This is a genomic window from Burkholderia sp. AU45251, from assembly GCF_030482905.1.
GTDB classification, from domain to species: domain Bacteria; phylum Pseudomonadota; class Gammaproteobacteria; order Burkholderiales; family Burkholderiaceae; genus Burkholderia; species Burkholderia aenigmatica.
Map to the genome: position 1 here is coordinate 1220200 of NZ_JAUJQH010000001.1, position 22658 is coordinate 1242857.

General features: G+C 66.2%; 20 protein-coding genes and 1 pseudogene. 10 read left to right on the forward strand and 11 right to left on the reverse strand.

The annotated features are described in order from the left end of the window. Window positions 1-43: 43 nt before the first annotated feature. Window positions 44-1246, reverse strand: a complete 1203-nt coding sequence (locus QZM67_RS05370; RefSeq protein ID WP_301801145.1) for a Fic family protein — start codon at window positions 1244-1246, stop codon at window positions 44-46. Window positions 1247-1672: 426 nt separating this feature from the next. Between QZM67_RS05370 and QZM67_RS05375 the strand changes: the two genes are divergently transcribed. Then, on the forward strand, window positions 1673-2071 hold the full coding sequence (locus QZM67_RS05375) for a winged helix-turn-helix domain-containing protein (RefSeq protein ID WP_301801148.1): 399 nt from the start codon (window positions 1673-1675) through the stop codon (window positions 2069-2071). A gap of 474 nt (window positions 2072-2545) precedes the next feature. After that, a pseudogene (locus QZM67_RS39895) lies at window positions 2546-2740 on the forward strand (lytic transglycosylase); the annotation flags it as partial. A gap of 19 nt (window positions 2741-2759) precedes the next feature. On the opposite strand, the gene asnB reads toward QZM67_RS39895, so the two are convergent. Together asnB and QZM67_RS05390 are read right to left on the reverse strand one after the other, a co-directional pair. Continuing rightward, window positions 2760-4727, reverse strand: coding sequence for an asparagine synthase (glutamine-hydrolyzing) (gene asnB / locus QZM67_RS05385; protein ID WP_301801153.1), 1968 nt, complete (start codon window positions 4725-4727; stop codon window positions 2760-2762). A 266-nt stretch (window positions 4728-4993) separates the two neighbouring features. Continuing rightward, window positions 4994-5827 carry an autoinducer binding domain-containing protein gene (locus QZM67_RS05390; RefSeq protein WP_301801154.1) on the reverse strand — a complete coding sequence of 278 codons (834 nt, stop codon included), beginning with the start codon at window positions 5825-5827 and terminating at the stop codon, window positions 4994-4996. A 284-nt stretch (window positions 5828-6111) separates the two neighbouring features. Here QZM67_RS05390 and QZM67_RS05395 point away from each other — a divergent pair, with 284 nt between their 5' ends. Beyond that, complete coding sequence (locus QZM67_RS05395; RefSeq protein WP_301801155.1) at window positions 6112-7017, forward strand: LuxR family transcriptional regulator; 906 nt, start codon at window positions 6112-6114, stop codon at window positions 7015-7017. A 167-nt stretch (window positions 7018-7184) separates the two neighbouring features. On the opposite strand, the gene QZM67_RS05400 is transcribed toward QZM67_RS05395, so the two are convergent. Next, window positions 7185-8831 carry an NRAMP family divalent metal transporter gene (locus tag QZM67_RS05400; protein WP_301801156.1) on the reverse strand — a complete coding sequence of 549 codons (1647 nt, stop codon included), beginning with the start codon at window positions 8829-8831 and terminating at the stop codon, window positions 7185-7187. Window positions 8832-8950: 119 nt separating this feature from the next. Further along, window positions 8951-9088, reverse strand: a complete 138-nt coding sequence (locus tag QZM67_RS05405; RefSeq protein WP_301801158.1) for a hypothetical protein — start codon at window positions 9086-9088, stop codon at window positions 8951-8953. A gap of 1091 nt (window positions 9089-10179) precedes the next feature. On the opposite strand from QZM67_RS05405, the gene QZM67_RS05410 reads away from it, so the two are divergent. Then, window positions 10180-10449: a hypothetical protein gene (locus tag QZM67_RS05410; RefSeq protein WP_301801160.1), complete on the forward strand. Its 270-nt coding sequence runs from the start codon at window positions 10180-10182 to the stop codon at window positions 10447-10449. 117 nt (window positions 10450-10566) lie between these two features. Next, window positions 10567-12054, forward strand: a complete 1488-nt coding sequence (locus QZM67_RS05415) for a carbohydrate porin (RefSeq protein ID WP_301801162.1) — start codon at window positions 10567-10569, stop codon at window positions 12052-12054. Between the two features lie 97 nt (window positions 12055-12151). On the opposite strand, the gene treA is transcribed toward QZM67_RS05415, so the two are convergent. Together treA and QZM67_RS05425 are read right to left on the reverse strand one after the other, a co-directional pair. Next, window positions 12152-13903 carry an alpha,alpha-trehalase TreA gene (gene treA, locus QZM67_RS05420; RefSeq protein WP_301801163.1) on the reverse strand — a complete coding sequence of 584 codons (1752 nt, stop codon included), beginning with the start codon at window positions 13901-13903 and terminating at the stop codon, window positions 12152-12154. Window positions 13904-14037: 134 nt separating this feature from the next. Next, entirely contained in the window at window positions 14038-14667 is a 630-nt protein-coding gene (locus QZM67_RS05425) for a TetR/AcrR family transcriptional regulator (protein WP_301801164.1), read from the reverse strand. Between the two features lie 78 nt (window positions 14668-14745). Between QZM67_RS05425 and QZM67_RS05430 the strand changes: the two genes are divergently transcribed. The 3 genes from QZM67_RS05430 to QZM67_RS05440 all read left to right on the forward strand — a co-directional run bounded on the left by QZM67_RS05430 (window position 14746) and on the right by QZM67_RS05440 (window position 18242). After that, complete coding sequence (locus QZM67_RS05430; RefSeq protein ID WP_175022160.1) at window positions 14746-15162, forward strand: darcynin family protein; 417 nt, start codon at window positions 14746-14748, stop codon at window positions 15160-15162. Window positions 15163-15268: 106 nt separating this feature from the next. Next, window positions 15269-16657: an MFS transporter gene (locus QZM67_RS05435; RefSeq protein ID WP_175022159.1), complete on the forward strand. Its 1389-nt coding sequence runs from the start codon at window positions 15269-15271 to the stop codon at window positions 16655-16657. Window positions 16658-17030: 373 nt separating this feature from the next. Next, window positions 17031-18242, forward strand: a complete 1212-nt coding sequence (locus tag QZM67_RS05440) for a winged helix-turn-helix domain-containing protein (protein WP_301801166.1) — start codon at window positions 17031-17033, stop codon at window positions 18240-18242. 51 nt (window positions 18243-18293) lie between these two features. On the opposite strand, the gene QZM67_RS05445 is transcribed toward QZM67_RS05440, so the two are convergent. Further along, on the reverse strand, window positions 18294-18512 hold the full coding sequence (locus QZM67_RS05445; protein WP_006480837.1) for a DUF1653 domain-containing protein: 219 nt from the start codon (window positions 18510-18512) through the stop codon (window positions 18294-18296). Between the two features lie 57 nt (window positions 18513-18569). Then, entirely contained in the window at window positions 18570-19013 is a 444-nt protein-coding gene (locus QZM67_RS05450) for a GNAT family N-acetyltransferase (protein ID WP_175022157.1), read from the reverse strand. A gap of 316 nt (window positions 19014-19329) precedes the next feature. Here QZM67_RS05450 and QZM67_RS05455 point away from each other — a divergent pair, with 316 nt between their 5' ends. Next, on the forward strand, window positions 19330-19953 hold the full coding sequence (locus QZM67_RS05455) for an HAD hydrolase-like protein (protein ID WP_301801169.1): 624 nt from the start codon (window positions 19330-19332) through the stop codon (window positions 19951-19953). 394 nt (window positions 19954-20347) lie between these two features. Then, window positions 20348-20926 (forward strand): DUF4142 domain-containing protein, encoded by a 579-nt coding sequence (locus tag QZM67_RS05460; protein WP_043179983.1) that lies wholly within the window; start codon window positions 20348-20350, stop codon window positions 20924-20926. A 106-nt stretch (window positions 20927-21032) separates the two neighbouring features. Here QZM67_RS05460 and QZM67_RS05465 read toward each other — a convergent pair whose 3' ends face one another. Both QZM67_RS05465 and QZM67_RS05470 read right to left on the reverse strand, forming a co-directional pair. Continuing rightward, window positions 21033-21632 (reverse strand): GNAT family N-acetyltransferase, encoded by a 600-nt coding sequence (locus tag QZM67_RS05465; protein ID WP_301801171.1) that lies wholly within the window; start codon window positions 21630-21632, stop codon window positions 21033-21035. A gap of 55 nt (window positions 21633-21687) precedes the next feature. Beyond that, on the reverse strand, window positions 21688-22602 hold the full coding sequence (locus tag QZM67_RS05470) for a LysR family transcriptional regulator (protein WP_301801173.1): 915 nt from the start codon (window positions 22600-22602) through the stop codon (window positions 21688-21690). Window positions 22603-22658: the final 56 nt, after the last annotated feature.

Consider the following 22658-nt stretch of genomic DNA (forward strand, 5'->3'; position numbering starts at 1 on the left):
CGCTGAAGCCTCGAAGCCTAATGGCACACCCCGCCGGCCACGCTCACTCCAGCTCGACTTCCGGCCAGAGCCTCGGAAAGAGAAAACGGAGACCGCTCAGCGGCACTCCAAAAGACAGTTCACCGCGGTGCGACGGCGAGGTCAGCAGTCCGCAATCCAGCAGCGACCGGACGATTCGGCGCGCCAGGACATCGCTCACGCCAAGCATCTGGGCAAATTCCGCTCGCGAGACGGTTCGGCGCAGTGCCACGAACTCCATGGCCAGCGCCGCGGCTTCAGGTTTGATGACCGATTTTTCCGAACTGATGGTCCACGGATTGGCCTCCAGGTATCGCAGCAGATCCAGTAATCGCCCGGTCACCCCATCGAACTCCGTCATACGCACCATGAAACCAACCTGATCCAGACAGCAGTCGAGAAAGAACCGGGCAAATTTGACCAGCCCTTCCTGGGACAGATTGCCCCGGCCATCCAGATCGTTGCGCTTCGTCTGATCGGCCTCGCTCAGCCTGGCGTAATACTGTTCATGTTCTCGCGCCAGCCCCCGGAGAGGCGACCAAAGACCATGGGTCAGGTCCGCCGCGCACAGTCCGAGATGCGAATGCAGGCGCGCCACCCGGCCGTTGCCATCCATGAACGGGTGCACCCAGGTCAAACGATGATGCGAACAGGCAATGCCGATCAGTTGATACTCTTTGGCACGAATGCGGGCATAACGTGTCGCCCAGGCCTGAAGCAACGGCTCGACCATCTCGGGCTCCGGTGCCAGATGACGCCCTACCGTCACATCCAGGCGGCGAAATTCGCCGGGAGCAATGACTTTTCCGTCACCGGTAAGTCGTTCATCGACGGGCAAACCGGAAAAGAAGCGATCGTGAATGGCCGAAATTCGCGTCGGCTCGAAGAGCGCTGTAACCGGAAGCGCTTGCCATTCCTCCTCGAGCGCCGCTTCCGTCGCGATATGCGCGACCGCGAAGCGTTGTTTCTTACGCTCGACAATATCGGTCGAGTAATCCCGATGCAGCGCAGCCTCGATCTTGGCGGGCGTCGTGTGCTGCCCTTCGATCTTGTTCGTGTAGTACGAATTCATGGCGCGCAACTGCGGCACGAGCGCGGCGGCCAGCGGAGTATCGCGTACGGCAAGCAGTCGATGTGATGAATCGACGAGTTCCGCGGCTTGCTCAAGCAGCGGATCGAGTACGCGATCCTCAGGAAATAACGGCTCGAAGGTAGCGACGGTGGCCATACTTCTCTGTCGGGTTCAATGTAGGGTTCGGTGTCGGCAATTATAGTTACTTATGTTTATGATTTATATAAACTTTTTTGTTTATCGTGTAGGGTTGAATGTAGGGTTCCATGTAGGGTTCGATTTGCCCACCTCCTACTCGCACTGCGAACGCATTACCCATGCCACTCCCAGCTTCCCCCACACGTTACGCCCGACGTAACGCCCGTAACGTCGCCCGCCGATGCTACGTAACAATCCTTCACTATTGCCCCGACCCTTTTTCTGTCCGCCCTGTGCCTCCCGTTAAAAATTCTTTTAAATTCAAGGCCGCCACGCCGCTTGCACCGGCGCCGTCCCCCGTCGATACATGACGATCCGCTCCCTGGCCCGAAAGTTGCAGCACAGGACCCGCAAACACTCCTTTACGGACATGCGAGGGCCACCATGGATTGCAAATACCTGTACATCGACAACATAAAAATCAACTTCGTGCGCCGCACGATCGAAATCGACAACAAAGTCGTTGACGTCACGCCGCGTGAATTCGACGTCGTCGAATTCCTGCTCGACAACATGAACAAGATCGTGCCGCGGCAGGCAATCCAGGAAGCCGTGTGGGGCCGTGAACTCGGCGTGTCGTCGCGCACGCTCGACACCCATATCTCGCGTATCCGCTCGAAGCTGCAGCTCGATCACGACAAGAACCTGCGGATCATCCCGATCTACGCCGTCGGCTATCGCCTGGTGCTGTTCGGTGCGGCGATGACGCACGTCGAGCGCCACGACGCGGCGCCGCTCCTGCGCATCGCACCGCAGGCCGCGATGGCCGCCGACTACGCCTGACGCTTCGCCCCACGCGGCGCGCCGGCCACACTCCCCCCACCGCGCTGCGCCGCTCCGCAGCGCCTCGCGGCCCGCCCGTCGGGCGCGGCCTGCATGCCGCCCGGCCCGCCAGCCAGTCGCGACCCGACCGCCGCCTCCGGGCGGCGGTCGCTTTTGGACGCCCGCGTCCGCGCATCGTCACGCTTCGTCGCTTCCGCTCCGGCCGCCGCCAATGCCGGCGACTACGGAATTCGGCGTGACACACGATCATTGCCGTCCCTACAATCGACGCAGCCGCCGCGCGCCCTCCGCGCCACCGGCCCCGAAACGAACGGAACGACCATGAAGATGTGCGATTCGCGAACCGTTGTCGCCTGCCTGTATGCACTGGTTGCGCTCGCGTGCGCCGCGCCGCCCGTGGCGCACGCGGCGAACGACCACGCGCTTCACGTCGCGTCGACGACGCCGGGCAATCCGGATGAAGGCAGCGCCGGGCGCGACACGCCGCCCGCACGCCAGCGACGGATGGATGCCGTCGCGACCACGCCGCCTGATCGCGCACGTCGGCAAGCGTCGCCGGCGGCCTCCGCCGATCCGCCTTCGTGCCATGCGCGGCCCACGACGACGCGGTGCCGCGGCCCGCAAGCGAACGACGCGAAGCAGCGCTGCACGCGCTGCCTCGATCAGTGACGACGCGCAGCGCGCCCGCTTATGCGGCGCGCTGCGCTTCCAGCCACGCCTGGAACATCAGCACGGTCCACAGCTGGTGCTGCCAGTTCATCCGGCCGGTCTGGTGCTGCCGCCACAGGCGCTCGACCGCGGCCGCATCGAAGAAGCCCTCCTCGCGCAACCGCGACGGCCGCAACAGCGCGTCGGCCCAGTCACGCAACGAGCCGCGCAGCCAGTGATCGACGGGCGCGCAAAAGCCCTGTTTCGGCCGGTCGATCAGCGCGGACGGCACGTACCGGTCGAGCAGCCGGCGCAGCAGCGCCTTCGACTGCCCTTCCGGCAAACGCACCTCCGCCGGCACGCGCCACGCGAATTCGACGACGTGATGGTCGAGGAACGGCATGCGCGTTTCGAGGCTCACGGCCATCGCCGCGCGATCGACTTTCGCGAGGATGTCGGTCGGCAGGTACGTGAGCGTGTCGATCGCCATCGCCTGCTCGGCGAAGCTCAGGTGCGCGGGCCATGCGGATACGGTGTCGAGCGGTGTCGCCGGCTCCTGGCCCGACAGCGCAAGGCGCTCGGGATGATGCACCGACGACATCAGCAGCCGGTACAGCCCGATGCGGCTCTCGGCCGTCATCACGTGGCCGAGCTTGTGCAGGCGATCGCCGATGCGCGTCGCCGATTCGCGTGCCTCCACGCCGCCCCACGCCCCTTGTGCGACGGCCGCGAGCTGGTCCGCGTGATCGGGCCGCAACGCATGCAGCGCGGCGGCGATCCGCGCGCGCACGGCGCCCGGCACGCGATGCAGCTTGCGCCACAGACGCGGCGTCAGGAAGTAGCGCGTGTAACCGCCGAACAGTTCGTCGCCGCCGTCGCCGGACAGGCTCACCTTCACGTGCCGGCGCGTCAGCTCCGACACGAGAAAGGTCGGGATCTGCGACGCATCGGAAAACGGCTCGTCGTAGATCGACGGCAGCTTCGGCACGACGCCGAGCGCATGGTCGGCCGTGACGTACAGCTCGGTATGGCGCGTGCCGAGATGGCGCGCGACGGCCTTCGCGTAACCGGCTTCGTCATAGCCGGCTTCGTGGAAGCCAATCGTGAACGTGTCGACCGGCGCCGCCGATTGCGCCTGCATCAGCGCGACGATCGCCGACGAATCGACGCCGCCCGACAGGAACGCGCCGAGCGGCACGTCGGCCTCCATCTGCCGCGCGACGGCCTGGCGCAAGACCACGTCGAGCTGACCGACCGCTTCGTCGGCACTGCCCTCGAACGGCTGCGCGCGACCGTCCTCGATCGCCTGATCGAGCGTCCAGTACGCACGCAGGCGCGGCATGTCGCGCGCATGCTCGAACTGGATATACGTGCCCGGCGGCAGCTTGTGGATGCCGCGATAGATCGTGTGCGGCGCGGGCACGCTCGACTGGCGCAGATACAGGCACAGCGCATCGCGGTCGATCGCGCCGTCGAAGCCCGGGTAGCCGCGCAGCGCCTTCAGCTCGGACGCGAACACGAGCGCGTCGCCGATCCGGCCGTAGTAGAGCGGCTTCTCGCCGATCCGGTCGCGCGCGAGCGTCAGCACGCGCGATTCGCGATTCCACAGCGCGATCGCAAACATGCCGGTCGCACGCCGCAGCGTCGCTTCGACACCCCACGCGACGATCGCCGCGATCAGCACCTCGCTGTCGGAGTGGCCGCGCCACGCCGGTGCGCGACCCGCGCGCTCGAGCTCGGCGCGCAGTTCGCGATGGTTGTAGATTTCGCCGTTGAAGACCATGACGTAGCGGCCGCACGCGGATGCCATCGGCTGTCGGCCGTGTACCGACAGGTCGACGATCGCGAGCCGCCGGTGGCCGAGCGCAATGCCGGCTTCCGGATCGACCCAGATCCCCTGCCCGTCCGGCCCGCGATGCGCGAGGCTTGCCGTCATGCGCGCGAGCGTGCCGCGCGCTGTCTCCTCATCGATGGCGACGCTATTCAGAAAGCCGTCGATTCCGCACATTGATTTTTCCGCCCCTGTTGACCAGTTCCGTCACGCATGGCGCAACCTCGCGGCCCGCCGTCCGGCGTGACGGTCGAGCCATATTACGAAGAAATAAATCAGCAATAATTCACTGGTGAATGCTGAAATCACTCGAAAAAACCGCTGTCAAGCATCGTGTGCGCATCGCGGCGGTGCGTCCGGCCGAATCGGCCCGTCCGGCCGACCACAGGCGGGCCGACCCGACGGTCATCGGATCACGCGGAGAAAACAGGGGACGGACTGCGTCAGGACGGCAGCCGGCGCGCCGCCAGATACGCAAGCTGCGCGCGGTTCTGCACGTTGAAGAGTTTCTCGAGCGAGCGGATATGGTGGCCGACCTTGTGCAGCGACGTGCGCAGCGCGCTCGCGATCTCCTGGTCGGACAGCCCGTGCACGAGGCGGTCGAGCACCTGCTGTTGTTCGTCGCCGAGCGCGAAGCCGCGCATGCGTGCGATGCGTGCCTCGAGGAACGGCAGCGCGACGCGATGCACCGCGAGGCTGACCGACAGCGCGCCGCCGATCACGCGATCGTCGATCCATTCGGTGCCGTGCGTCTCCGACGTCACGTTCACCGCGACGCGCAGGTCGAGGCGCGGCGCCGACAGACCGAACAGCACACCGCTGTTCATCGCATGCGCGCGCAGATGGCCGGCGAGCGCCAGCATCTTGCGGTCGCCGCTGCCCTGCGCGGCCGCCTCGATCTCGTCGAGCCGCCACGCGACCGGAAAGCCGCTCTGCCGCACCTGCGCGAACCGTGGGTCGCTCTCGTAGAGCATGCCTTCGATAAACGGCTGCATGAACGTCGCGGGCGCGAGGTCGCGAAGCAAATGCGCGCACAGGATGCGCCGCCCGATCATTTCGAAAGCGCCGTAACCGAGCGTACTGAAACCGATTTGCCGCAATCGCGCATGGCATTGCGCAAAATCGACCGGAGCAAGGTCGGTTTTACCGGGTTCAATTTGAATGCCGGTAAAAACGTCATGCCCGATTGCCTGATATTCATTCGAATAAGCCGCAGCCGTTGCGATATCGGCCTGCGAAAACCACTCGACGCGTGGTGCGCCGTCAGCATATGCCATGAGGAGCCCGCCCTTTCCCAATATGTGAACCTGCGCCCCGTCACGATCTGGTCTTTTCTTTATGGATTTTCTGGTCTTCGTTATAGGCGTGCGAATAGGAATCTTTCGCCGCCATTAGTATTACGGCATATTACGCGTACACCGGCATTTTTGTACAATGCCCCCGCGTTTCGTCAGGGATGACGATCGGCGCATATCACACCGATGCTCGATCGCACCGCCGCGAACGCCGTACACGATACGGCCGCCGCCAGGCGATGCGCGTCGATTCCGAGGGATGGCTCATGTCCGATATTGCATTGCATGAAGAAGCGGTCGCCCCAACCTTTCCCGGTCCGTCGCACGGGTTGAACGCGTGCCCGGACGCGCTGCGCGAGCGCCCGGTGCAGGTCGTCTGGTGCGACGACGTGAAACACGGCGAGCTCACGCAGCCGCACGCGCCGAAGCTCGGCGTCGCCGATACGCTCGCACATGCGCAGAGCACGGCCGAGCGCAGCCGGATCGTCGCGAGCCTGCTGCATCTGACGGGCTTCTCGACGTTCGCGTACTTCGCGCTCGAATTCGCGCACGAGCGGGTCGAAAGTCTCTACCTGCACGAAGCATTCACGCCGGCCACCTATCGCGGCGACTACGTGCGGCACCACCATCACGACATCGATCCGCGCACGCTCGGCGCGCGCGTGTGCAACATGCCGATCGTGTGGGACCTGCAGCAGCTGCGCCGCGAACACCGCGAGCGCGACGCGGGTCCGCGCGTGACGCCGGCCGCGCTCGACGGCTTCCTGCAGACGATGCAGGACGACGGGATGTGCAGCGGCGTCATGTATTCGATGGCCGTGCCCGGCACGCGGCTGCACGCGTTCATGAGCTTCACCGCGCCGCGCCGCACACGCGAATGGATCACGCCGGCGACGATCGAACAGGCGCTGTCGATCGGGCTGTCGGTCCACAAGTTCGCGTCGCCGCAACTGATCTCGACGTCGCGCGAGCGCGCGGTGAACGGGCTCACGCCGTTCGAGCAGGAACTGCTGCTCGGCATCGCCGAAGGCGCCTCCGACAAGGAGATCGGCCGGCGCCTCGACACCAGCGCACACAACGTCGACTATCACCTGCGCAAGCTGCGCAAACGCTTCGGCGTCGCGAACCGGATCCAGCTCACGTACCTGACGTCGAAACTCGAACTGATCTGACGGCCGCACCGTACCGCGTGCGCGGCACGGCACGGCACGGCACGGCACGGCGCGTCGCGTCGCGTCGCAAGCGGATGCGTAAACGCACATGCCGGCCTCGAGGGCCGGCATGTGCGGGTTGCGGCGCGGTGCCGGGTCCGGCGCCGCTTCCTGGAAGACGACCTGCGTTACTTCAGCAGCATCATCTGCACCACCTTGACGATCACGAGACCGACCGCGATCACGAGATAGCCGCGCAGCACGGCCATCCACACGCGCGTCGTCAGCGTCATCTTCTGCGGCTCGAGCGTGTCGAGCGGCGGCATGCGCCACGTATCGCGTTGCGTACGGTCGACGCCGGGTTCGACGACGCGCTTGTTGCGGCGAATCAGCACCGTCGCGAGATAGCCGACGATCGCGAACACGCTGCCGCCCACCAGCACGTCGAGGATCGCTTCACCGCTGATGTCCGGATACATCACCGATGCGGTCAGGATGATCGACAGCATCACGAGCACCCAGATCACCGCGCCCGTGAACACGTTGAGCTTCGTCGAGTTGATCCACGGGCCGAGCACCTGCTTGTCGTTGCACAGCAGCAGCAGGAACACGGTCGCGCTCGGCAGCAGCACGCCCGCGAGCGTCTGCACGGCTTCCGTCAGCAGGCCCAGCGGGCTGCCCGGGATCAGCACCAGCGCCGCGGCGGCCGCGACGATGCCGAAGTAGACGAGATAGAAACCCTTCGCGTCCGACACGTTACGATGCAGCGAGTGACGGATCTTGAACACGTCGCCGATCGCATAGGCGGTCGACAGCGATACGGCCGCCGCGCCGATGATGCACGCGTCGAGCAAGGCGACCGCGAACAGCGTCGCGCTCGTGCGGCCCGAATACTTCTCGAGGCCCGCGATGATGCCACCGGCGTCGGTGAAGTTGCCGAACTCCGGATGGCCCGAGAACAGCTGGGCCGAGAACGCGATCATCGCGACTGCACCGACCAGCACGAAGGCGATGCCGATCCACAGGTCCGCCTTTTCATACTTCATGAAGCGCGGCGTGATGCGCTTGTCGATCACGTAGCTCTGCTGGAAGAACAACTGCCATGGCGCGACCGTCGTGCCGACGATACCGATCACGAGCAGCATCACGTCGGACAGCTTCGCATGCGCGGGCCAGTTCGGTACGAAGAAGTCGCGCGAGATCTGCGCCACCGGCGGATGGATCGACACGAGCACCGGCACGAGCAGCAGGCTCAGCAGGCACAGTCCGATCGCGAACCGCTCGAAGCGCCTGAAATCCCCGGTACTCACCGCGGCCATGGTCAGCGCCGCGGCCACGCACACGCCGGCCACCTTCGGCAGCCCGAAGAAATCCAGCACGAACGTGATGCCGATGAACTCGGTGACGATGGTGAGCGCGTTGAGCAGGAACAGGTCGATCACGCTGAACGCGCCCCAGAACTTGCCGAAGCGCTCGAAGATCAGGCGTGCATGGCCGACGCCCGTCACCGCGCCTAGGCGCAGCACCATTTCCTGGTTCACGTACAGCACGGGCACGAGCAGCAGCAGCGTCCACAGCAGCGTCGTGCCGTAGTTCTGCCCCGCCTGCGTGTAGGTACCGAAGGCGCCGGCGTCGTTGTCGCCGACCATCACGATGAGGCCCGGGCCGATGATGGCGAGCAGCGTGCGCAGGCGCGCCCACCACGTACTGCGTGCACCGGTGTCGTGGCGCGAGATCGTGCCGAGCGCGCCGCGGATGTCGCCCAGGTGGGCTTCGTCGAGCACGGCGCTGCGTTCGGCGGCGATTGGTGGAGAAACGTTGGATGGCGTGGACATGATTTATTCCGTACGGCTAAGGGTTATCTGATAAGCGTGTGACCTTGGAATGCGCGCGTGGCGGCCGCTCGATGGCGGCCGCACGTGCGCATGCCGAGGCACGCGCGGTGCATCTTGCTTCAGCGGAGCAACGATTTCAGATGGTTCAACAGGCGGGAGAACACCCGCGGACGGGCGTCGAGCATCAGCATCGCGTCGTAGTGGTTGCGCGATTCCGTGACGTGCGGGAGATTCGACAGCAGAAGGCCGAAGTTCATGATCTGGCTCCGTGCGGCGACGGCAGGCGTGCCGGCCGCGTGGTGGGCGCGGGGCCAGTCCGGGGCCTGAACGACGTGTCAGGCTAGTGCGCCGGATTGTCCCTGCGACCCGGGTTCAAAAGGGTCGGTGTGTGCAACGGGCATAAGGGACAACTGTCACTGTCGTTCATGGCGGCTCCTGTACGGTGTTCGGGAGAACACGGTTGACCGCCGTCAGGCCTGCGGGCCGGGATTCGCGAGCACGGGAAAAGCGTGCGCGAACGCGGCCGCCTGCCAGGCGGCGGTGAAACCGGACGGCGCATGCGAAAACGCATCACGCTAACCGGCGCGAATCAGGGTGCACGTAGGGGGTTACTGCGGAATACTGCTGCGCGCACCGTTTGCCTGGGAGACAAACGGCGGCTTCGATAAGGCGCGGACGTCGGTCGCTCAGGCGGAAATTTCGTTCGAAGATCGACTACTGCAGGCGTCCAAGGCGGCGGCCCCAAGAGTGAAGATGGCGGATTCTATGGACGGCCCGAAAGTGAAGTCAACCCCTCGAAACCCCATTTCCCGAAATAAATTTCTCGCGTCACATCACTGAAAGAATTGCCCTTGAAAACAAGCGGCGCAACCTTTCAGGGCGTATCGCGCGGTCGGTGGCCGATGCGTATGAACAACGGGGCGGCGCCTCCCGTCGTGCTCATCTGCTGCCCGTCCGCTGTCCATTCGTTGCCCGTCCCGCGCCGGAACGTGCTGCCGAGGTGCCCGCGCACCGTGCGCCACTTTTATGCGTTTTTTACTTGCGCTGCAGCAAACGACACGCATACAATCCGCCGCAATTCATCAAGGGAGTCCCTCCGTGGACACATGCTCTAGTTGCAGTTCGATGCCGGTCCAGGCCGGCCAAGCCATCGCGAGATAGCAGCCAGACGCATGTCTTTCGCCGCTAGCTCGCATTCGTCGGGTTAGCGCGCTTCCTTCCGGGCCGGCCATCGCCGGTTCGTCCGTCGCACGCTCCATTACGTTCCACCCTCCGATCGCAGGTCGCATCGTGCGCCCGCGCTCGATCACGTCGTCCGGCCCGAGCCGGACCGGACGGAGGCAGCGTCATGTTTCTTCAATCGTTCGCGGTCAGACTCAAGCGCATCGTGCATATCGCATGCGACCGCTCGTTCGTTTCCGGCCTCTCGCCGCTCGCCCACGCGTTCAGCAACTGGCGCGGCACGGCGCTCGCCCATGTGCCGGCGACGCCCCGCCCGCTCGACTGCCTGCTGGTCGCCGCAATGGCGGCCGCCGTCGCGCTCGTCGCGATGCTGTGCTCGGCCGCGCCGCGCCTCGGCTTTGCACAGGTGTGGCGCATCGGCGGCTGGCTGCCGTAAGCCCTGCTGCGCGGCGGGACGACGTGCCCCATACCGCCGCGCGACCACCACGCCACGCTTCTCGCATCACGTTTTCTCTTCTTCAGCTTAACTAATCAAACCGTCAACGGAACCCACATGAAGAACTATCTCGAACCCGTCCCGCGCAAGCTCCGCCTCAATGCGCTCGCCACGCTGCTGCTGTCGCTCGCCGCGGCGCCCGCGTTCGCGCAATCGACGCCGCCCGCCGCGGCCGAACCGGCGGCCGGCGCCAACGACGCCGCCGCTCCCGCACAACAGGCCGCCGATGCTGCCGCGCCCGCTCCCACTGGCTTCTGGGAACGCTCGAACCTGCTCGGCAACATGGGCGGCCTGCGCGACGTGCTCGGCGATCACGGCGTCACGCTGAGCCTGCAGGAAACCAGCGAGTACCTGTACAACACGTCGGGCGGCACGAATCGCGGCGGCGCGTACCAGGGGCTCACGCAATTCGGTTTCAACGTCGACACGGGCAAAGCGGTCGGGCTGCCGGGCGGCACGTTCAACGTATCGGCACTGCAGATTCACGGCACCAACCTCACGCAGCGCTATCTGCAGACGCTGCAGACCGCGACCGGCATCGAGGCAAATTCGACCACGCGCCTGTGGGAACTCTGGTACCAGCAGTCGCTGCTCGACGGCAAGGTCGACGTGAAGGTCGGCCAGCAGAGCGTCGACCAGGAATTCATGGTGAGCCAGAACGCGGCGACGTTCATGAACGCCACGTTCGGCTGGCCCGTGCTGCCGTCGACCGACCTGCCGGCCGGCGGCCCCGCGTATCCGCTGTCGTCGCTCGGCGTGCGGCTGCGCGTGAAGCCGGCCGATGCGTGGACCGCGATGGTCGGCGTGTTCGACGGCAACCCGGCCGGCCGCACCGACGGCGATGCGCAAGTGCTGAACGCGCACGGCACCAACTTCAACCTGCGCAGCGGCGCATTCGTGATCGGCGAAGTGCAGTACGCGCTGAACGCGCCGCCCGCCGATCCGAAGGCGCCGCAACCCGCCGGCCTGCCGGGCACGTACAAGCTCGGCTTCTGGTATCAGTCGCAGCATGCGAGCGACCCGCGCTACGGCACCGACGGCCTGTCGCTCGCGAATCCGGATAGCAACGGCATTGCCGCCACCCATCGCGGCAACTACGGGTTCTATGCGGTCGCGGACCAAATGGTGTGGCGGCCGTCGGCCGACAGCCCGCGCTCGGTCGGCGTGTTCGCGCGCTTGATGGGCTCGCCGGGCGATCGCAATATCGTCGATTTCGCCGCCAACGCAGGCGTGACGCTGAAGGCGCCGTTCAAGGGACGCGACAACGACGTCGCGGGCATCGCGGTCGGCTACGCGAAGATCGGCTCGCATGCACGCGGCCTCGACGGCGACACCGGTGTCTACACGACGCCCGGCTATCCGGTGCGCCGCGCAGAGACGGTCGTCGAAGCGACCTACCAGTACCAGGTCACGCCGTGGTGGCAGATGCAGGCCGACCTGCAACACTTCTTCCGCCCGGGCGGCGGCATCCCGAATCCGAACGCGCCCGGTGCGCGCATCGGCGACGAAACGGTGGTCGGCGTGCGCACGACGATCACGTTCTGACGCAAACCGGATGCAACGCACGGGCCGGACGGCCGCTTGCGCGACAGTCCGGCCCGTGCGTTCTCTTGCGGCGCAAGCGCGCGGCCCGCGCCGCGCGTCACTCGCCGTACAGCCCCAGCAGTTTCAGCGTGACGCCGTTGGTCCAGCCGAAACCGTCCTGCAGCGGATACTCGCCGCCCCCGCCGCCGCCCGTGCCGGCCCCTTCGACCACGTACTTCTCGACGAGCTTGCCCTCGGTCGCATACACGTGCTTCACGTCGGACAGGAAGCGTGTGCCGATGTCCTTCGCGAGTGCCGGTTCGCCATAGCGCCGCAGCCCGTCGATCGCGATCCACTGCAACGGCGCCCAGCCGTTCGGCGCATCCCACTGCTGCCCGGTGTTCTCGGTGGTCGTCGCGAGGCCGCCCGGCTGCAGCAGCGTCTTGCGCACCTCGCGCGCGGTCGCCTTCGCGCGCTCGGGCCACGCGACGCCCGCGAACAACGGATACAGCGCAGCGGCCGTCACGGCGTCGCGCGGCTTGCGCAGTTGCCAGTCGTAGTCGCCGTAGTAGCCGCGGCGGTTCCACAGATAACGGTTGATCGCGGCCGCACGCCGCGCCGCGCGCCCTGAAAAATCGGTCACGCATGCCACGTCGCGCGTGACCGAGCAGCCCTTCACGATCGTCGTCTCGAGGTGGAACATCAGGCTGTTCAGGTCGACCGGGACGATCGACGTCGTGCGGATCGTCGCAAGCGTCCTGCCGTCGCCGAACCAGCGCGAGCTGTAGTCCCAGCCGCTTTCGGCGCCCGCGCGCAGGTCGCGGTAGACCTCGTTCGCCGGACGCGCCGGCACCGACTTCGCGGTCGTCACGTCCTCGAGATACGACTCGTCGCGCGGCGTATCGCTCGCATCCCAGTAGCGGTTCAGCACCGCGCCGTCGGGCATCGCGACCACGTGGCGCGCGGCCTGCCCGCGCGGCGTCGTGGTTTCGCCCTGCATCCAGTACGCATGCTCCTTGCGCAGTTCCGGCAGGTATTTCTGATAGACCTTGTCGCCTTCGGCCTGCGCGGCGAGCGTGACCATGTACGCGAAGAACGGCGGCTGCGAGCGGCTCGCGTAGTACGTGCGGTTGCCGTTCGGGATGTGCCCGATCGTGTCGATCAGATGGGCGAAGTTGTCGAGCATGTCGTCGACGAGATCCTCGCGGCCCGACACCTGCAGCCCGAGCATCGTGAAATAGGTATCCCAGTAGTAGCCCTCGCGGAAGCGGCCACCCGGCACGACATACGGCTTCGGCAACGGGATCAGCGAACTGTAGGGCGGCACCGTCGCGCTCGTGCGCGTGAGCTGCGGCCACAGCCAGTCGATGTGCTGGCGCAGCGTCTGATTCGGCGGCGGCGTCACGCCGCTTTCCGGGGGCGGCGTGAAATGCTGGCCGACGAACGCCTTCAGCGAGAAGCCCGGCTGCGATTTCTGTTGCTGATACAACTGCACGATCGTCGCGGGATCGCTGTCGGGCGTCGCATCGACGAAGGTCTTCTGGTCGGGATAGATCTGCGCGGTCTGCACCGCGACGAACAGGTCGCCGTAGAGCTGGCTCGGCGGCGTCAGCAGCGTGCCCGACGCGGGGCCGGCAACCGCGACCGTAGTTGGCGGTGCCGACCCGGCAGCCGCCTGCGCGGCGGCCTGGTTCGCGTTGTCGGCCTGCGCGGCGCAGCCGGCCACCGCGAGATACGCGACGGCCAGCGCGGCGGCCCGGCGAAGACGCGATGCGGGCGGTGCGAGAGGCGGTGAAAGACGGAGCGAGAAGCGCGTCGGGAAGCGGCTAGCGAAGCGAGATGCAATCGATGCGGCACGACGTGACGTCATGACGTGTCCCCTCCTTTCGATGGTGAGTGGGTCGGCACGAGGTCTCGTTCGCGCGCGCTCGTCTCGATGGCCCTCGATCGATGCGCGTCGTTTTGTGCTGCGAGTGGGTCCGACTGTCGCACGAAACGCGCACATCAAGCAAGTTTCGATTCGCGCGACTCGCGCAGATAACCGCGTACGGCGCGCCACGCCCGCGCATCGAGCGCATCCGCATCGGTCTCGCCGCGCGCCCCCGCCGCATCGACGATCCCCTTCACGATTGCGAGCAGATCGTGCGCGACGACGTCGGGCGCAGCGACACGCGGCGCATCGCGCTGCGCGAGCGCATGCAGCAGCGTCGCGTGGATGCGGTCCGCGACGCGTGCGGTGCGCGCGCCGAGCGGCAGCCGCGCCTCCTCGAAATCGATCAGCCGCGCGAGCACGGGACGGCGCATCTGGTGCGCGACGGCCGCGCGTACCAGTGCGCGCAGTACGTCGTCGCATGACGACAGCGCACCGGCCCGGTCGACGTCGCCGAGCAAATGCGCACTCTCGCGCTCGACGAGCGCGGCCGTCAGCGCATCGCGGTTCGGGAAGTATTGATAGAGCGAGCCGATGCTGACGCCGGCCAGCGCCGCGACCGCGTTCGTCGTGTACCCGTCGAAGCCGTCGCGCTCCAGAATGCGAGCAGCGGCCTCGACGATCGCGTCGACGGTGACCACCGAGCGGCGCTGTCGCGGCGCCTTGCGTGGTGACAGCGGGATTCGTGGAGACGATTCGGACATGGCTGGAACGCGAGTTTCCAATATGAGCAAACGCTCATATTCTAGAAACGCCCTTCCACGCCGTCAAAAGGAATCAGCGTGCCCCAGCTCACTGCGCCCCCGCCCACCCAGTGCGTCCTCGTGAAGACGCGCCCCGAATGGCCCGGCCGCCCCGTGCCGGAGCGCTTACGACTGCGGCGCGAACGCATCACACCGATCCGCAAGACTCACGGCGCAAGCACGTCGCCGCGCTTCGACGACACCGGGTTCTCCTCGGCGCGCGTGACCGACGTGTGGATCAGGGACGCGCAGGATCGCCACACATGCGAACACGTGATCGAGGCGCTTTGCGAGATGCCGCCCCTGGATCGCGACGGCGACATCGTCGAGATCCTGTCGGGTGTCGAGCATGTGAATGCGTCCAACGACGGCAAGGTCGCACCGTCCGCCGTCCCGACCCATGCGGCACGCAGACGCGATGCAAGCGCCGCATTTGCGCAGTCGTTCTTTCCATGACGCCCGCAAAAAAGACGACTGTTGCAACATGCGGAACAACTGTTGTCGTACGTGACTCAACGGTCACATTGTGGGCATAATGACGCCTTTACCGCGCGCCCAGCCCATGTCGCCCGTCTTTCTAGCACCGCTCATCGTTGCCTGTGCGTTGTTCATGGAAAGCGTCGACGCGAACATCATCGTCACCGCCCTCCCCGCGATGGCGAGGGACTTCGGGCATAGCCCCGTCACGTTGAACATTGCGATCACGGCCTACGTGGTCGGGCTCGGCGTATTCATCCCGATCTGCGGCTGGCTGGCCGACCGCTTCAGCGCACGCTCCGTATTCCGCACCGCGATCGGCATCTTCGTCGTCGGCTCGCTGATGTGCGCGGCATCCAGTTCCCTCGGCGTGCTCACGTTCGCACGCTTCATCCAGGGCGTCGGCGGCGCGATGATGGTGCCCGTCGGCCGCATCATCATCTTCCGCGCGGTGCCGCGCTCGGATCTCGTGCGCGCGATGAACTACCTCGCGATTCCCGCGCTGTTCGGGCCCACGGTCGGGCCGCTCGTCGGCGGCTTCATCACGACCTACCTGCACTGGCGGATGATCTTCTTCATCAACGTGCCGATCGGCATCTACGGGATCTACCTCGCGAGCAAGCACATCGCGAACACGCGCGAACCGGATCCCGGCCCGCTCGACTGGTTCGGCTTCCTGCTGTCGGCCAGCGGCGCCGCGCTGCTGCTGATGGGCCTCACGCTGATCGACGGTTCGCTCACGTCGCGCTCGAACGCGCTCGTCATGTGCGTGGCCGGCACCGTCCTGCTCGCGCTCTACGTGCCGTACGCGCGCCGCAAGGAGCGGCCGGTGCTCGACCTCAGCTTCCTGAAGATCCCCACGTATCACGCGAGCGTCGTCGGCGGGTCGCTGTTCCGCATCGGCCTCGGCGCGGTACCGTTCCTGCTGCCGCTCGCGCTGCAGGAAGGGCTCGGCATGAGCGCGTTCCATTCGGGGCTCATCACGTGCGCGTCCGCGTTCGGCGGCGCGATGAGCCGCTCGACGGCCACCCATACGCTGCGCCGCTTCGGCTTCCGCACGGTGCTGATCTACAACGCGGCCTTCGCGGGGCTCGCGATCGCCGCGTACGGCGTGTTCCATCCCGGCATGGCGACCTGGGCGATCTGGCTGATCGTGCTCGTCGGCGGCATCTTCCCCGCGCTGCAGTTCACGAGCCTGAACTCGATGATCTACGCAGACATCTCGCCGCGCGATGCGGGCCGCGCGACGAGCCTCGGCAGCGTCGTGCAGCAAATGTCGCTCGGCCTGGGCGTAACGGTGGCCGGCCTCGTGCTGCACATCTCGCACTGGCTGCAAGGTCATCAAAAGATGGTGTGGTCGGATTTCTGGCCCGCGTTTCTCGTGGTCGGGCTGTGCTCGTTCGCATCGATTCCGATCACGCGGCGGTTGCCGCCCGGCGCCGGCGACGAAGTCGCGCGCGGCAAGCGGCAATAGCGATCAGGCAGGCGAGCGGGAAATAACGAAAGGGGCAGAACGAAAAACCGCCCGCGAAGCAAACCGGAAAAACAAAAAAATCAGCGGACATCCACACGGGGCCGGTGCACAGCCGCATGGATGTCCGCTCAGGGCTCCGGGTCTCCCGATGGGGGTTGAGAATCCCGGATTCGCTTCCTGCGTGCCATGGACATATGTGCGTCGGAAGCAAAATCGTTGCGCGTCTTTATCGTCGCGCCATGAACTGCACTATAGGGAAACTTGCGAAACGCATCTGTCAACCATTGTCAGACACGATGCATCGGCACGCCGCACGCGCGCGCCGCTTTCGCGCTAAAGTGGTTCCCGACCATCACTCCCGGCCGCCCTTCCGATGCTTACGCTCTCGCCCGCCGCCGCCCGCGCGCTGCATCTCGCCGCGCAGGGCCTGCTGACCCCGCCCCGCCGCAAGGCGACCAAGTCCGACGTGCTCGACACGATCCGCCGGATGGCGCAGTTGCAGATCGACACCATCCACGTCGTCGCGCGCAGCCCGTATCTCGTGCTGTTCAGCCGGCTCGGCGATTTCTCGCCGCGGTGGCTCGACGAACATCTCGCCGAGGCACGCCTGTTCGAATACTGGTCGCACGAAGCGTGCTTCCTGCCGGTCGAGCAGTTCGGCCTGATGCGCTACAAGATGCTCGATCCGTCAGGGATGGGCTGGAAGTACGCGGCCGAGTGGCATGAGCAAAATCGTCCGGACATCGAACGGCTGCTCGCGCGGATTCGCGACGGGGGCCCCGTACGCTCGGCCGATTTCGCCCGCGAGGATGGCGTGAAAGGCAACGGCTGGTGGGATCGCAAGCCCGAGAAGCAGCACCTGGAAGTGCTGTTCACGACGGGCGACCTGATGGTGTCGGAACGCCGCAATTTCCAGCGCGTGTACGACGTGCGCGAGCGCGTGCTACCCGACTGGGACGATGCGCGCGACCTGCCGCCCCGCCACGCCGTGCTGCCCGCGCTGCTCGACTACACGTGCCGCGCGCTCGGCGTCGTGCGTGCGGACTGGGTGGCCGACTACTATCGACTGCCGCGCCGTTCGTACCGCGCGGAGCTCGAGCAGCTCGCGGACGCGGGCGACCTGATCCCGGTGGCGATCGACGACTGGAAGGAGCCGGCCTACGTGCATCGCTCGCTCGAAGCGTTGCTGCCGGCCGCGCAGGCCGACACGCTGCGCTCGACAGTCACGACGCTGCTGTCGCCATTCGACCCGGTCGTCTGGGACCGGCGGCGTGCGTCGACGCTATTCGGTTTCGATTACACGATCGAATGCTATACGCCCGGGCACAAGCGGCGTTACGGCTACTTCTGCCTGCCGGTGCTGCATCGCGGCCGGCTGGTCGGGCGCATCGACGCGAAGGCGCATCGCACGCTCGGCACGTTCGAACTGAAGGTCGTGCATGTCGAGCCGGGCGTGCGGTTCGGCACGGGGCTCGCAGCGGATGTCGCGAAAGCGGTGAAGAAGCTCGCGGCGTGGCACGGCACGCCGGAAGTCACGGTCGGGCAGGCCCCGCCGGAGCTGGTGAAGGCGCTGGCCGGCGCGTAGACGGTCACGCAGCCGGCTGGCATGGCGGCGTCGCGCGCCGCCGGCCGTCAATCAGTCGCGCAGCTTGCGGAAACGCGGCGTGCCGTCTTCGAGGTTCCCGTTGAACATCGCTTCCGGCCGCACCCACAGCCCGCGCGCATGCGGCCACAGATGTTCGTACACGACCACCGATTCCTCGGTTTCGGAATGGCGGGCAACGCCGATGTAGCGATACAGCCCGCCCTTGTAATGGCGATGCGTCGCGAGCTGTTCGGCTTCCTGTTCGGTCATGATGGGCTTCTCTTCGGCAAAAACGGAAAGCGCGTATTGTATGCGCTGCGCCGCGCGTCAGCGTTTCGCGTAGATGTCCGCGCGACGGATCTCCATCACCCGCTCGGGATTCGCCGACGGCCCGAAGCCGACCGGCCGGTACAGCTCGTGCGCATCGGACGTCACGAGCATGATGCGGCGCAGGCCCTGCACCATCTCCTGCGCGAACACGTGATCGATCAGCGCGCGGCCGTAGCCGTTGCCACGCTCGGCCGGCAGCACGAACACGTCGCACAGGTACGCGAACGTCGCGTGATCGGTGACGAGCCGCGCGAAGCCGACGAGCCGGTCGCCCACGTAGGCGCCGAAGCACAGCGAGCCTTCGATCGCACGCTCGACCACGTCGCGCGGAATGCCCTGCGACCAGTATGCGTCGCGATGCAGGAAGTCGAAGATCGCGTCGATGTCGAGTTCGCGCTTGTCGGTGGAAAATCTCAGCGTGGCAGGGGTGGCAGCGGGCACGTCGGTCTCCGATTGGTGTGGTGGCAGGCGAAACGCTGACGATACCGCGCGGCGCGAGGGGCGACAAGCGGCGACACCTATCGGCTACCCCCCAGCGAACAGGCATCCACTTGCCCGGCTCACGGCGCCCGCAACGTCCGATCTGCCTTGCAACGCTTCAACGGCAGCAGCCGGGCCGAGACGATCCGCGCGTGCGCGGGTCGAGATCGAGATCGAGATCGATTTCGAGGTCGAGGCGGGCGCAACCAACCGTGCGGACGACGGGACTCGATTCGGTGACAATGTCGCCTGCCCGATAAACCTGCCACGCCGCTTCATGCCCTACCGTCTCATCGCATTCGACTTCGACGGCACGCTCGCCGATTCGCTCGACAGCTTTCTCGCGGCGCTGTCGGAAGCGTCGCGCCTGCACGGCTTTCGCGACGCCACGCCCGAACTGCGCCCGGCGCTGCGCGGCATGTCGGCCCGCGACATCATCCGTGCACTCGAGGTGCCGATGTGGAAAGTACCGCGCGTGACGATCGACATGCGTCGCCTGATGCAGCCGCGCGTCGCGCAAGTGACGCTGTTCCCTGGCGTCGACGAAACGTTCGACGCGCTCGCCGCGCGCGGCATCCGCATCGCGATCGCCACGTCGAATACCGAGGCGATCGTACGCGACCGGCTCGGCCCGCACGCCAGCAGCCGTGTCGAGCATTTCGCGTGCGGCATTCCGCTGTTCGGCAAGGCACGTCGCCTGCGCGCACTCGTTCACGAGGCCGGCGTGCGCAACGATGAAGTGCTGTATGTCGGCGATGAAATCCGCGACGCCGACGCGGCACGACGCGCACGCATTGCATTCCAGGGCGTCGCGTGGGGCTACACCGCGCCGGACGCGTTGCAGGCGCATTGCGCGACACCGTTGCTGCCGCGTCTCGACGCATTGCTCGATCGCGTGTGACGCATTCGAGCGCTGCGTGCATCCGCTTCGAGTCATCGCTCGATGCAAGCGACCTCGCATGACACGGCAGCACGATGATGAAAAACCGATGACACGCACGTGCCTTTCGCACGTCGCCTGCACGCAAAAATTGCCGCCATCGCACACCCGACAGGTATGCAATACCTGTCGGCGCGCTTGCTCATCGATTCGTCTTACCAACCGTTACACAAACCACAGCGCGGTTGCACCTGCTACCGGATCGCTCTCCTAGAATCGGTCGGGTCGGGAAACACGTCGACCGGCGCCGCGGCAGAGCGGCGGTCGAATCCGGCCCGGGCGCGCCCGGTCTCTCGCACAGCGACGGATCACGTGATCCGTTTTTCAACCAGAGCCCCGATCGAAAGGAGGTCCCATGAACCGCTTTCCCCAAGTCTCGCGCCTTGCTTTGTCTGCCGCTGGCCTGCTTCTCGTCGCCGTGACGGCGACTGCACAAACCGCACAACCGGCACCGGCCGCACCGAACGCACCGGCCGCCGCCGCGACGCGCATCCACGAAGCCGACCAGGCCTTCATCACGGACGGCACGAAGACCGTGTCGACGCAGCACGACGCGGCGCGTATCGCCGATTCGCGCACGTCGGACAGCCAGGTCAAGGCGTTCGCGCAACGCGTATCGACCGACGATGAAAAGATCATCCAGGCGATGCGCGCAGCCAGCCCGCGCGGCGTCGACGTGCCGGCCAACGACCCCGACACGTCGGTGCTGAACAGCATCAAGAGCCTGCGCGGCGCCGAGTTCGACAAGGCGTACATCGAGCAGGTCGCGCTTGCCGGCCAGCAGAAGGCCATCTCGGCATTCCAGGCCGAAATCGCGTCGGGCCGCGACACGAAGCTGAAGGAAGTCGCCCGCCAGTCGCTGCCGATCCTGCAGAAGCACTACGCCGACGCGCAGAAGCTCGCGGAACGCCACCACCTCGCCTCGGCGCAGTAACGCGCCGCAGCGCCGCGCATCATGTGCGGCGCGCTGCTTCCCCTGCCGTCGCGTCGCCGCTCCCCTTCCGGCGGCGCGACGCACATCCGACGTCACGCTTCACGCGTTACGTCGCGAGCTTCGCCAACAGCCGCGCACGCACTTCCGGCCATTCGTCGTCGATGATGCTGAAGCGCACCGAATTGCGCTTGCGGCCATCCGGCATGATCCGTTCATGCCGCACGATGCCTTCCTGCTTCGCACCGAGCCGCAGGATCGCCGCGCGCGATTTCTCGTTCAGCTCGTCGGTCGTGAACTGCACGCGCACACATTGCAGCACGTCGAACGCATAGCCCAGCAGCAACCATTTCGCTTCGGTATTCGCACGCGTGCGCTGCGCCGATTCGCTCAGCCACGTATGGCCGATCTCGAGCTTGCGGTTCTTGCGATCGATCTTCCAGAAACGCGTGCTGCCGATCACGCGGCCCGATGCGCGATCGACGATCGCAAACGGCATCACGGTGCCGGTGGCGCGGCCCTGCAATGCGGTCGCGATATACGCGTCGATCGTCTCCGGGCCCGGCACGACCGTGACCTTCAGGTTCCACAACTGTCCATCGGCAGCCGCGTCCAGCAGCGCCTGCCGGTCGGATGGATCGAGCGGCCTCAGTTCGACGCGTTCGCCGGTGAGGATCGGTGGTTCGACGGAAGCGGAAGTGTCGGTCATGAAGGGTTCCGGAAAGAGGCGACGATGGCGGCGAAATGCCCATCATACGGCCGCGTCAGCCGAGCAGCGTTGCCAATCGGCGGCGGATCGCCTTCGCTTCGCCGCGCAGCGCATCGGCAAACGCATCGACGAGCAGGCTCTTGGGGCGGTGCTCGGGCACGATCACGCTGACCCGGTACGGAAACGATCGCGTGAGCGGCCGCACGTGCAGGTCGCGCCCGACGAAATCGAGCGCGGTCAACGGATTGACGATCGCGGCACCGAGCCTCTGCCGCACGAACGCGCACACCGACACCGCCGACGGCGTTTCGACCACCGAGCGCGGCGCGACGCCGAGCTGCGCGAACGCCTCGTCGATCAGGATGCGGTACGGATCGTTCAGCGACAGGCTCACGAACGGGCGATCGGCGAGATCCAGCAGATCGATCGCATCCTGCGCGAGCAGCGGATGGCCGTCGGGCAACACACACACTTCGTCGACTTCAAGCAGCGGCGTGAGCACGGTGCCGGCCGGCGCGACGTCGTGCTCGGTCAGCCCGAGGTCGTAACGCTGCGCGGTCAGCCACTCTTCGAGCACCGGCGATTCCTGCGTCGCCACCGACACGCTGACGCCCGCGTGGGCCTCGTGAAAACGCCGGCACGCGCCAGGCAGGATCGCGTGCGAGAACGCCGGCAGCGCGATCACCGACAACTGACCGTCACGAAATTCGCGCAACCGCGCGGCCGTCGCCGCGACGCGTTCAAGCCCCACATACGCAAGCCGCACGTCGTCGAACAGCGTGAGCGCGGCCATCGTCGGCCGCAGCCGGCCGTGCGCACGCTCGAACAGCGCGAAGCCGACGACCTGCTCCATGCGCGCAAGCTCGCGGCTGATCGTCGGTTGCGACGTATAGAGCATCTCCGCGGCGCGCGTCGTGCTGCCGGTGACCATCAGCGCGCGGAAGACCTCGATATGGCGGTGCGTGAGCATGATCTTCTATATCAAATATGAATCGAATCTCGATAAACAGGCATTTTACTGTATAG

What these genes read in the sequence shown, in the direction of transcription:
- QZM67_RS05410 (WP_301801160.1), top strand. Translation starts at nt 10,180, where the DNA reads ATGTTTCTTCAATCGTTCGCGGTCAGACTCAAGCGCATCGTGCATATC.
- QZM67_RS05425 (WP_301801164.1), bottom strand. Translation starts at nt 14,667, where the DNA reads ATGTCCGAATCGTCTCCACGAATCCCGCTGTCACCACGCAAGGCGCCG.
- QZM67_RS05375 (WP_301801148.1), top strand. Translation starts at nt 1,673, where the DNA reads ATGGATTGCAAATACCTGTACATCGACAACATAAAAATCAACTTCGTG.
- QZM67_RS05455 (WP_301801169.1), top strand. Translation starts at nt 19,330, where the DNA reads ATGCCCTACCGTCTCATCGCATTCGACTTCGACGGCACGCTCGCCGAT.
- QZM67_RS05370 (WP_301801145.1), bottom strand. Translation starts at nt 1,246, where the DNA reads ATGGCCACCGTCGCTACCTTCGAGCCGTTATTTCCTGAGGATCGCGTA.
- QZM67_RS05445 (WP_006480837.1), bottom strand. Translation starts at nt 18,512, where the DNA reads ATGACCGAACAGGAAGCCGAACAGCTCGCGACGCATCGCCATTACAAG.
- QZM67_RS05435 (WP_175022159.1), top strand. Translation starts at nt 15,269, where the DNA reads ATGTCGCCCGTCTTTCTAGCACCGCTCATCGTTGCCTGTGCGTTGTTC.
- QZM67_RS05415 (WP_301801162.1), top strand. Translation starts at nt 10,567, where the DNA reads ATGAAGAACTATCTCGAACCCGTCCCGCGCAAGCTCCGCCTCAATGCG.
- QZM67_RS05470 (WP_301801173.1), bottom strand. Translation starts at nt 22,602, where the DNA reads ATGCTCACGCACCGCCATATCGAGGTCTTCCGCGCGCTGATGGTCACC.
- QZM67_RS05440 (WP_301801166.1), top strand. Translation starts at nt 17,031, where the DNA reads ATGCTTACGCTCTCGCCCGCCGCCGCCCGCGCGCTGCATCTCGCCGCG.
- asnB (WP_301801153.1), bottom strand. Translation starts at nt 4,727, where the DNA reads ATGTGCGGAATCGACGGCTTTCTGAATAGCGTCGCCATCGATGAGGAG.
- QZM67_RS05390 (WP_301801154.1), bottom strand. Translation starts at nt 5,827, where the DNA reads ATGGCATATGCTGACGGCGCACCACGCGTCGAGTGGTTTTCGCAGGCC.
- QZM67_RS05395 (WP_301801155.1), top strand. Translation starts at nt 6,112, where the DNA reads ATGTCCGATATTGCATTGCATGAAGAAGCGGTCGCCCCAACCTTTCCC.
- QZM67_RS05465 (WP_301801171.1), bottom strand. Translation starts at nt 21,632, where the DNA reads ATGACCGACACTTCCGCTTCCGTCGAACCACCGATCCTCACCGGCGAA.
- QZM67_RS05460 (WP_043179983.1), top strand. Translation starts at nt 20,348, where the DNA reads ATGAACCGCTTTCCCCAAGTCTCGCGCCTTGCTTTGTCTGCCGCTGGC.
- QZM67_RS05405 (WP_301801158.1), bottom strand. Translation starts at nt 9,088, where the DNA reads ATGAACTTCGGCCTTCTGCTGTCGAATCTCCCGCACGTCACGGAATCG.
- QZM67_RS05400 (WP_301801156.1), bottom strand. Translation starts at nt 8,831, where the DNA reads ATGTCCACGCCATCCAACGTTTCTCCACCAATCGCCGCCGAACGCAGC.
- treA (WP_301801163.1), bottom strand. Translation starts at nt 13,903, where the DNA reads ATGACGTCACGTCGTGCCGCATCGATTGCATCTCGCTTCGCTAGCCGC.